The organism is Paenibacillus thiaminolyticus, assembly GCF_003591545.1.
Taxonomy (GTDB): Bacteria; Bacillota; Bacilli; order Paenibacillales; family Paenibacillaceae; genus Paenibacillus_B; species Paenibacillus_B thiaminolyticus_A.
This window is the reverse complement of the sequence record NZ_QYZD01000024.1, coordinates 68,779-78,916: the sequence shown is the minus strand read 5'-3', so window position 1 is coordinate 78,916 and position 10,138 is coordinate 68,779. Positions and strand designations below refer to the sequence as shown.

At 56.5% G+C, this 10,138-nt stretch carries 9 protein-coding genes and 1 riboswitch; of the genes, 6 read left to right on the top strand and 3 right to left on the bottom strand.

Features of this window, described 5'->3' with window-relative positions; genetic code table 11:
* Positions 1 to 453: 453 nt before the first annotated feature.
* On the top strand, positions 454 to 609 hold the full coding sequence (locus DQX05_RS21680; protein ID WP_119795548.1) for a DUF1540 domain-containing protein: 156 nt from the start codon (positions 454 to 456) through the stop codon (positions 607 to 609).
* Between the two features lie 212 nt (positions 610 to 821).
* Here the strand turns inward: DQX05_RS21680 and DQX05_RS21675 are convergent, their stop codons facing one another.
* Positions 822 to 1,727: a formate/nitrite transporter family protein gene (locus DQX05_RS21675; RefSeq protein WP_119795547.1), complete on the bottom strand. Its 906-nt coding sequence runs from the start codon at positions 1,725 to 1,727 to the stop codon at positions 822 to 824.
* Positions 1,728 to 2,015: 288 nt separating this feature from the next.
* On the bottom strand, positions 2,016 to 3,446 hold the full coding sequence (locus tag DQX05_RS21670) for an NAD(P)/FAD-dependent oxidoreductase (RefSeq protein ID WP_119795546.1): 1,431 nt from the start codon (positions 3,444 to 3,446) through the stop codon (positions 2,016 to 2,018).
* A 108-nt stretch (positions 3,447 to 3,554) separates the two neighbouring features.
* A riboswitch (purine riboswitch) is annotated at positions 3,555 to 3,654 on the bottom strand.
* A gap of 430 nt (positions 3,655 to 4,084) precedes the next feature.
* Between DQX05_RS21670 and DQX05_RS21665 the strand changes: the two genes are divergently transcribed.
* From DQX05_RS21665 to DQX05_RS21640, 5 genes are all read left to right on the top strand, one after another.
* A complete protein-coding gene (locus DQX05_RS21665) occupies positions 4,085 to 5,206 on the top strand; it encodes a LytTR family transcriptional regulator DNA-binding domain-containing protein (RefSeq protein ID WP_259392167.1) in 1,122 nt (373 codons plus the stop codon).
* A 178-nt stretch (positions 5,207 to 5,384) separates the two neighbouring features.
* Complete coding sequence (locus tag DQX05_RS21660) at positions 5,385 to 5,858, top strand: AAA family ATPase (RefSeq protein ID WP_259392166.1); 474 nt, start codon at positions 5,385 to 5,387, stop codon at positions 5,856 to 5,858.
* Positions 5,859 to 5,880: 22 nt separating this feature from the next.
* Positions 5,881 to 6,591: an ABC transporter permease gene (locus DQX05_RS21655; protein WP_119795545.1), complete on the top strand. Its 711-nt coding sequence runs from the start codon at positions 5,881 to 5,883 to the stop codon at positions 6,589 to 6,591.
* 435 nt (positions 6,592 to 7,026) lie between these two features.
* The gene (locus DQX05_RS21645) at positions 7,027 to 8,289 is read left to right on the top strand and encodes an MFS transporter (RefSeq protein WP_119795543.1); all 1,263 of its coding nucleotides are present in this window, start codon (positions 7,027 to 7,029) and stop codon (positions 8,287 to 8,289) included.
* 352 nt (positions 8,290 to 8,641) lie between these two features.
* The gene (locus tag DQX05_RS21640) at positions 8,642 to 9,634 is read left to right on the top strand and encodes a tetratricopeptide repeat protein (RefSeq protein ID WP_119795542.1); all 993 of its coding nucleotides are present in this window, start codon (positions 8,642 to 8,644) and stop codon (positions 9,632 to 9,634) included.
* Here the strand turns inward: DQX05_RS21640 and DQX05_RS33275 are convergent.
* Positions 9,600 to 9,974 carry an EamA family transporter gene (locus DQX05_RS33275; protein ID WP_119795541.1) on the bottom strand — a complete coding sequence of 125 codons (375 nt, stop codon included), beginning with the start codon at positions 9,972 to 9,974 and terminating at the stop codon, positions 9,600 to 9,602. The two genes, DQX05_RS21640 and DQX05_RS33275, sit on opposite strands and share 35 nt — an antisense overlap.
* Between the last annotated feature and the right edge of the window lie 164 nt (positions 9,975 to 10,138).

Below are 10,138 nucleotides of genomic sequence, written 5' to 3'. Positions count from 1 at the left end.
AGGGACGCTCCTTTTTTTTCAAAGCCAGAATCTTGGCTCTGACAGGAATGTTCAGATTGACGCCTGAGCTATTGGTATAGTGGCAATAAGGACTACGATGCCTCTTACCCTCCTTATTCCGCTATCCCCGGCACTTAGCTTGTGCCCCTGAATCGATGGGATAATGACCATAAGGACGGCAAGGGGTGCCTCCGCCCCTGAGCCATCGGCATCGTGGAGCAAAAGCAGAAGCAGTGTTGCTTCCCCAGCCCCATGCCAAAGTCGATCAAAAACGGACCGTTAATGAGTCCGGCCTGCGCAAGGACTCTCACCAATGCTCCCTCGCCGCCTTTTCAGGGACATGCCAAAAAGACATGGCTTGATCGCTCCATGTCTTGAGGCAGTCTTTGCAGCGGCCGGACGTATAGAACCGCCCGGATCCCGTCAATCCTATGGCAAAGGGGGTGACACACAATGGCTAAAGACGTGCTGTGCGAAGTGAACAGCTGCAAATATTGGGCTGCCGGAAACAAATGCAACGCTTCTTCTATTTTTGTCGTGAATCGTCAAGGCAGACAAGCAAGCAACTCCGAAGAAACTGACTGTAAAACGTTCGAGCCCAAACTTTAAGGTATGTCCAAGCAGCCTTGCCGGGCTGCTTTTTTCTATGTGACAATGATAATTATTATCATATTATCCGGATTATATGCAATTTCCTAACCAACCCAAGAAAAATAAAGCGGGCACCTCCCCCAAATCGGCCATTCCCTTTACTGTGCAAGGATCAAGAAACCAGGCCCGACCCGGACGGGCCTGGTTCGATATATGCCGCGAGCGGAAGCTTATCCCGTGACAGAGTGGTCAAGGCTACCCGAGGTGGAAGCCGGCGTAGCTGGAGCCGCTGATGCAGCAGAAGCAGATTCAGCAGAAGCGGAAGCACGCGTCCCGGAAGTCTGTGCCGGCAAGGCCGCATCCGGATTCGGCCGCAAATAGGCGAGGCAGTAAGCGCCGGCCACGAAGACGGCACCGCCGGTGAGATTGCCGAGCCAGACGGGGATGAAGTTCATCATATATTCTCCCCAGTTGTAATAGCCCTCGAAGATGGCTGCCGGAATGACGAACATGTTGGCCACCACGTGCTGGAAGCCGATGGCCACGAACGTCATCGTCGGGAACCAGATGCCCAATACTTTGCCGCTGAAGCTCTTGGAGCCGTAAGACAGCCACACCGCCAGCGCGACGAGCCAGTTACAGCCGATGCCTGAGACGAACGCTTGCAGGAAGCCTTCTTCCAGCTTGTGCCCGGCGATGGACACGGTCTTCTCCAGAAAGACACCCTCGGCGGTCAGACCGACGATATGCCCGAAGAAGTAAGCGACGAAGATCGCGCCCAAGAAGTTGCTTAACGTAATAACGATCAGATTGCGAACGACCTCGCCGGTGGTAATCCGGCCCTTCATCCGGGCCAATGGGACCGCCATCATATTGCCGGTCAGCAGTTCTCCGCCCCCCAGCAGGACGAGAATGAGCCCGATCGGGAAGAGGGAAGCGCCGATAAGGCCCGTGATCGTTCCCCACTCCGGCGGCGCGCCCGCCGTAACCCGTATATACAGTAAATATCCCAGCGCGATGAACGCGCCTGCCAGAAATCCTAATATCACCATGACCGACAGCGGATTGCGGGCCTTGGACGTCCCTGTCTCCACCGTCGCTGCCGCAATCTCCTGCGGCTTCAAGTATCCTGCCATACTGCATTACCTCCTGCACTGCAAGTACCTTGCTGGCATATTATCGCATCCTCCCGGATGGACGGAAGCGTCACACCCTATGGAATGAGGCCCCGTCTTCCAGCCCAGATGCAAAGATGCAAGTTTATTGTATCGAAGCTTCGGTACCGAGGTTGTGCATTTTATCACAAGGTAATGTTCAAAATTAACAATCTAACAACATATCATGGAACAAGACAGGGCGCTGCCAGACCGGAAAAAGCCCGCGCACCTTGCGGCCGCGGACCTTCTATATATCTATATATCCATTTATCCTTTGCCGATAATGCTGCGGGCAATATGAACTCCGGCTGCCCCGGCTTGCGCCAGCCCGCGGGTGACGCCAGCTCCGTCGCCGCCGCAGTACAGTCCCCCGATCTCGGATTCGAGCGACGCATCCAGCTTCGGGCGGGCGGAGTAGAACTTCGCCTCGACTCCATAGAACAGCGTATGCTCGGACGCGATTCCCGGCGTTACCTTGTCCAGCGCCTCCACCATTTCGATGAGGCTCTTCATTGTGTTGTATGGCAGCACAAGGCCCAGATCGCCAGGGACCCCCTCGCGCAGCGTCGGCTCCAGGAAGCCTTCCCGGATGCGATTCTCGGTGGAGCGGCGCCCGCGGAGAATATCGCCGTATTTCTGCACAATGACGCCGCCGCCGGACAGATCGTTGGCGCGCTTGCAGATTTCGCGGGCATACTCGTTCGGCTTGTCGAACGGCTCCGTGAACGTGTGCGATACGAGCAGAGCGAAGTTCGTATTTTTCGAGCCAAGCTTCGGATCCTTGTAGGAATGGCCGTTCGCGCACATAATGCCGCTGTGGTTCTCCACCACGACATGTCCGGACGGATTGCTGCAGAATGTGCGCACCCGCGTGCCTACAGACGTGTTGAAAATGAATTTTCCTTCATACAGATGCTCGTTAATCTCGCGCATAACGACGTCCGATGTCTCGACGCGCACGCCGACATCGACCTGATTGTTGTACATTTTCAGGCGGCGCTTCTTCAGAATCTGCGTCAGCCAAGCGGAGCCGTCCCGTCCCGGTACGATGACGACGCGATCGGCTTCGATCGTCTCGCCGCCCTTGAGCTCGATGCCCTTCACGACATGACGGCCGTCTTCCTTCACGGTTACGAGATCCGCCACTTCGGTCTTATGCATCATATCGATGCGCGTCTTCAAGTATTCAAAAATCGATTGTAGAATCTCAAGGTTCTGCTCCGTCCCCAAGTGGCGGACTTCCGCACGCAGCAGCTTCAGCCCTGCCGCATATCCCTGCTGTTCAATCCGGCGCACGGTATCCGTCGTCGGGTCCGTTATATTCGTCGTGGCGCCGTGCTCCAAATTGATTCGGTCCACGTATTGAATGAGGTCGAGCACCTGCGACGGCGGCAAATAATCGGTCAGCCAGCCGCCGAACTCGGTCGTAATGTTGAATTTGCCGTCACTGTAGGCGCCGGCTCCGCCGAAGCCATTCGTGATGGAACAGGCGGGCAAGCATCCGGCGAATTCTTTGCGGCCGATAGCCGGAGGGCATAATTGAATTTTTTCCTCCAGAATCGGACAGCTCCGCCGGTATATATCATGACCTTTGTCCACTAACAAAACGTTAAGGTGGGGGGCTTTCAACGTCAGCTCATAGCATGTAAAAATTCCCGCAGGCCCTGCACCAACGACAATGACATCATACTTGCTCATAAGATCAAGATCCTCCTCGTTCATAACACGTTGTATGAATCTGAATGGGGCGAATGACGAATTACTAGTCCTTATCTGGACGACAAAAAATCCTGACTTCACCCGGGTATGCGGAAGCACACCGCTCGTAGTCAGGAATTTACGGCTCCTGGTAGAGACCCCCGGACCTTATCTCCGGGAATATACGAACAGGAATAATAATGCCAACATTGTGATCAAATTCATTGCCGCTCCCCCCAAGGGAACGACATGGATATTGTAACGGATTTCACCGAACGTGTCAACGAAGTTTTGTTTTATTGTTCGTTATTTTTTCGTAAATAGGGAGGGATTCCGGATGGTTCAGAAAGAAAAACAAGCCTAAATCCGAATATTAACGAAAATTACATATTTTCTTCCCATCGGCTTAAGCCCCAAGTTCCCCTACTCCCGTGCACAAATAATACGCTATGATGGAGAATGTGTGTCCTGGCCCGAAGCTGCTAAGCTTGCCATTGGATATGACGATTGAAGAAGATTCAATGAAAAGGCGTGAAATTAATGAAACCTGACTCCCCGCCCGATCGGGCGGACTCGTTCTCGACCATCTCTATGTCGCTCAAGGCAATTCGACGCTTCTGGATGCGCTCCATGTCACGGTGCAGTCGGGCCAATGCCTGGCCGTGCAATGCAACCATGTCACAGGCCAGCTCATCATGAACGTGCTGGCCGGCACCACTGCCACGTCTACCGGAACCGTAAGCTGGAACGGCCTTCCCCTCCACTCTCCCGAAGTGAAAGCCCGCATCTGCTGGATCCGTCAGGAGGACACAGTGCATGAACGGTTGACCGTGCGCGAGGCTGTCGGATTGTACATGAAATTATATAATGCATTCGATAAATTCAGACTGGAATCCGTATTGAAGCTGACCGGACTATGGAACAACCAGAACGTCCGGCTGGGCAAGTGCACGGTAGCCGAGCAGCGGCGCTTCCAGCTTGCCCGGGCCGCCGCGGTGAAGCCGGAGCTGATTATCGTGGAGGATCCGGAATTTCATCTCGACCTGGAGAGCTGCTTCCTGCTGCGCCAATGGATTCGCGAGCTCTGCCAGGGAGGGGTGGCCTTCTTCATGACGGTGCCTTCGCTGGAGAGCGCGCTGACGCTGACGGACACCGTCCTGCGCTGGACACCGGCCGGCTTCAAGGAGGTCATCCTCGACGAGGACGGCTCCAGCCAAACGGCGGAAGGAACGGCTGCCCTGCCTCAGGAAGCGGCGGACGACCGCTCCTCCGCCGAAGCAGGGCCGAGCGCGGCCAAGAAGCAAGCGGACGGCTCCCTGGCTTCCGAAGCGGACAGCGCTGCCGACGGTTCGCCTTCACCGGCAGACGCTGCGGACGGGGCCGGGATGCCGCCTGGCAGCCAGCGGCACTATCCGCAGATTGTCTTCGACAAAGTGCCGGCACGCGTGGAGGATAAAATTGTGTTCATCGATCCGTTGGAGATGATCTACATCGAGAGCCAGGACGGAGTGGCTCATCTCCATGTCCAATCCGGCGAATTTCCATGCTCCATGACGCTGCAGGATCTGGAGCAGAAATTAAAGCCGTTCGGCTTTTTCCGCTGCCATCGTTCGTATCTGGTCAATCTGCAGCGCGTGCGTGAAGTCATCATCTGGTCACGCAACAGCTACAGCCTTGTGCTGGACGATGAGAAGAAGAGCACGGTGCCGCTCTCGAAGAGCAAATACGAGGAAATGAAGGCGATTATGGGCATTTCGTAACGGGCACACGGCGTATTTCCGCCGCAAGCATCGGTTCATTCAGGGCTCGTTCCGTTGCGTTCATCGCCTGAGGTGCGCTTCTCGCCGAACATTTGCAGCAGCCCCCTCCCTTCCCGATCAACTGCCCAATGGGAGGAAATCAATATGGAACCAATTATCGAAGCCCGCGCGCTGACCAATGTTCGGCAATAAATCCGCACTGCAGTCGCTCGACTTCGTCGTTCACAGAGGAGAGACATTCGGCTTTCTCGGGCCAGCGGCTCAGGCAAGACGACCACGTCGGCCGCAGATTCTGTTCCTGGATGAGCCGACGTCGGCGCTCGATCCGGGGAACACCCACCGCATTCATGAATCGTTGAAGGAATTGAATCGCGCCGGGACGACCATCTTTCTCTCCACGCACGACATGGAAGAAGCGGAGACGCTCTGCGATCGGATCGCTTTCCTGCACCAAGGGTGCATCAACGCCATGGATACGCCGCAGCTGCTCCGCCGCAGCTATGCGGACGACACGATTACGGTCACGACCACGGACGGGTCATACCAGGTGGCCTGCGATGGGGAAGGCGCGCGCCGCGTCTCCGAGACGATGTCATCCGGGAAGCTGGTGTCCATTCATTCCAATGAACCGTCGTTAAGCGATTTTTTATAAAAGTTACTGAGGGAGCCGTATTATGACTTACGCATGGAAACGAATCTCGGCGATTGTCGAGAAAGAATGGAAGGATTGCTTCCGCAATCCCGTTCTGTTAAGCACGGCCGTGCTGCCGATTATCTTCGCCTTCCTCTTCCGCGGCCGGGAAAAAGTGGGGACCAGCATGCTGTCGATGCCAATCAATATGGCCTTGACGATGACAGGAGCCTTCGTGCTCGCGATGATGGTCGCCGAGGAAAAAGAAAAGCATACGTTGAGAGTGCTGATGCTCTCGCCGGTCAGACCGTTCGAGGTGCTGATTGGCAAGAGCGCCATCGCTGCCATGATGACGGTGGCAGCCATTATTTTGACCCTGTTGATCGCGGATACGCCCTCTCTGTCTCCGCTTGCCCTTATCATTCTGCTTGTTCCAAGCATCGTGATGTATTTAGCCATTGGCACGCTGATTGGCTTGTTGTCCCCAACGTCGATGGAGATTTCCTTCCTCGGCATGCCGCTGCTCCTGCTCTTCCTGATGGGACCTATGTTCGGCTCGCTGCTGAACCTTCCGGCGGTCGACTTGATGATCAGCTATCTGCCGACAGAGCAGCTGTCTCTGGCTTGCTCCAAGCTGTGGAACGGCGGGACGCTGGCCGACGCGCTGCCGCATGCCGGCATCATCGTCATCTGGATGGCCGCCTGCCTGCTCCTGTGCTACACGACGTACCGCACGAAGCGGTATGACGCATAGGCGAGCGAGAGCACGCACCGCAGCTCTCGACAGCAGGAGCTATTTCCCGAGAAATAAAGACAGCATTCGGCGGCGGGTCGACCGGCGCCTCTCAAGAGGCAACAAAAAGATATATCGCCCTGTTCCGGCCTGCCGGCTTGCTTCCGCAGGCCGGCTTCGCGTTGTCCGGCCAAGCGGCTGCTGGATTGCGATATCCAGCGCAAGACCGCTTCCGGCGGCGGGAAAGCCCGGATTGCGCTCCGATATGCGGAATAATTTGGATTGCTTCCCGTCCCAAAAACTTGTATCGTAGCATCATCTCGATGAACGTTGCGGGACATGGCCTTATCTTCCGAAGGTTCATTGAACGGCCCATTCCCGTCTGTCCATCCGTTGTCCGGTTGAGAAGGACGCAAGGCCGCCATTACGATACATCCGTCAAGAAAGGAGCTGCATATGAACAGCAAACCAATAGCCGCCTCGCGCCCTGCGCCCGAGCTGCTCAAGCAGGCAAGCCCGCAGCAGGATACGGTCTTCCGCATTCTGCTGGCCATCAGCTTCGTCCATCTGTTCAATGATTCGATTCAAGCCGTAATTCCCGCGATTTTCCCAATCTTGAAAGATACGATGCGGCTCTCGTACGGACAGATCGGCTGGATCGCCTTCGCGATCAACTTCACCGCTTCGATTATGCAGCCGGTTGTCGGCTATGCGGCCGATCGGCGGCCGACGCCGGCGCTGCTGCCCATCGGCATGACGTTCACGTTCTTCGGCGTGCTGCTCTTGGCGCTGGCGCCGAATTACGGGCTGGTGCTGCTGGCCGTCATCCTCATCGGATTCGGCTCGGCCGCCTTCCATCCGGAAGGGATGCGTGTCGCCCATATGGCGGCCGGACTTCGCAAAGGACTTGCCCAATCCATCTTCCAGGTCGGCGGCAACACCGGGCAGTCCCTTGCCCCGATGCTGACCAAGTGGGTCTTTATCCCCTTCGGTCAGATGGGAGCGCTTGGCTTCACCTTCATCGCAGGGGCCGGCATCGCCGTGCAGACGTATATCGCACGCTGGTACCGCGGCATGCTCGACGCCGGGTACACATTCGCGAAGCGCCATAATCAGCGCAAGATGGATCCGGCAAGGCGCAAAAGCATCGCCTGGGCGACCGTGATTCTCGTCGTGATCGTCTTCGTCCGCTCCTGGTACGGGGCCGCCATCGGCAGCTATTACGCTTTCTATTTAATGGAAGACTACAAACTTTCGCTGGACCAGGCCCAATTGTATATCTTTCTGTTCCTGGGAGCAGGTGCGGTCGGCACCTTCTTCGGCGGGCCGCTGGCGGATCGGTTCGGCCGCCGCAATCTCATCCTGGCCTCGATGCTCGGCACCGCGCCCTTGGCGCTGCTCCTGCCGTTCGTCAACCTATTCTGGGCTGGGGTGCTGCTGGCGCTTACCGGCTTCATCCTGCTCTCCAGCTTCTCGGTGACCGTCATCTACGCGCAGCTGCTTCATCCGGGCAATATCGGCACGGTCTCCGGCCTCATCACCGGCTTCGCCTTCGGCATGGGCGGAGTCGGCGCCTTGGCGCTCGGATACTTCATCGACGGCTTCGGCATTAGCCAGATTATGATCATCTGCGGCTTCCTGCCGCTCCTGGGCGTTCTCGCTCTGCTGCTGCCGAAGGATCGCATGTTGAATGAATGGGCGCAAGATGCCGAAGCATAATGCACCGACAGCACCGCAATTCGCCGTGGCCACCGCCGCTGCATCGGATTGCGGTGCTTCACCGTTTGGACACATTTGTACGAGCTTCCCCTCTTTACACTTGCTCCCCGCGCTCACTAGATCTACAATATGATGAGCTTGCAATCGTTGCTTGCATACGCCGATCGCGGCAGCATCTCGCATCAGACCCGTGAACGAACCCGCTATCCCGGCAAATCCGCAGTTGGATGAGGAGCTTGTGGAATCCGCCCCGATTCGCCAGTCATTAAGACAATCACATGTTACCGTGGAGATACGGATCACATATCCATCGTTCTAGACAGCATAAGAAAATACTTGGAGGTGATGGAGGATGACGCGGAATGCGCATCAAGAGCCGGTTCAGGACCCGACAGACACCGAACCATGTCCTCCGGCGGCGCAGGAGCAGACCCCGGCGGCAGACGAAACGAATTCGGACTGCGGCCGGGAAGAGTACGATCAACATACAATTCGATATTTGCAGCAGGCCATCCAGCGCATCAACCAGCTCTATCAGAGACAGGAATATCAGGAAGCGCTGCGGGAAGCCATGCGGCTGCAGTTGGAATATCCGGAGCACCCGACCATTATGTCGCTGGCTGCCGTCGTTCACAAGCCCGTCGATCCGGACAAAGCTCTCGATTGGGCGGGAGAAGCGCTGCGGCGGGATATTTATCAGCCAGACGCCTGGCGGGTGCGGATGGGCATCTATTATGACCGGGGAGAGTGGGTTGCCTTCGAGACGGCGGCGAGGCAGCTAATCGCGATGGCGCCGGACGATCCGACGCCGCATCTGCTGCTCGCGCAACATCAGATGCGCAAGGGCGCGCTGGAGCAGGCCGTCCTCTCGCTGGAGCGGTGCATCGATATCGAGCCGGCCGGACTCGCTTACGCCACGTACAGCTATGTATTGGCGCAGTTGGATCGGACGGTGGAGTCGAAGGAAGCCGAACTCCAGGCATTAGCGATGGAAGAGGAGCATGCATACACGCTGATGCAGCTCGCATGGGCAGCCGAGCAGCGCGGGGAGAAGAACCATTCGCTTCGCCTGATGGAGAAGGCTGTCCGTCTGGATCCGGACGATTCCCAGGTCCGGGAGGAGTATATGGAGACCCTGCAGAAGGCTAACCTTGCCTTCCGCCTCGTCTGGCTGCCTGCCCAGTGGTTCCAGAAGCTGAATCCGTGGATATTGTTTGTCATTTGGGTCTTATTCGCTTATCTTAAACCGGTACTGCTCGTTGCCTTTGTCCTGCTTCATGTGTCGACACATTGGATTAGCCGGTGGTATGTCAATTGGAAAGTATACGGGCGGCCTTGGGCATAACACCTTGGGCCGCTTCGTGTATGAACGTCTTCCTATCCCTTGTCCTTGCTCCGATCAGCCGATCGATCGCCGTCATCATCACTCTGGTGGTAATCAGCAGCACCCCAGGCGACAAGCGACAAGCGTTCCCCGGGAACAGAAAAGCAAGCCCCACGGCCAACACGACGCTGAGCTTGTTGACCGGCGCCACCTTCGAGACCTCGCCCTCCTGAATCGCAATGAAATAGAACAGCCATGATAGCGCGCCCGCTGCCCCGCTCAGCACGATACACAGCAGCGCCTTCCGGTTGGCGAGTCTTTCCCCGACCTGCGTCAGCCTTCCGCCCGCAAAAACTTGCATTCCATTCCACAGAAGAGGAAAATGTTCAGGTAAATCAGGGAACCCTTGTTTACAACGGAAGCGGAGAACGATATACTAGTCTTCGTTTTAATTTCTATTTCATATCGGGCGCCGAACTGGCCTCATTACGCTCAGTATTTTTTTCGTTTTGTACCAAAAAGGAG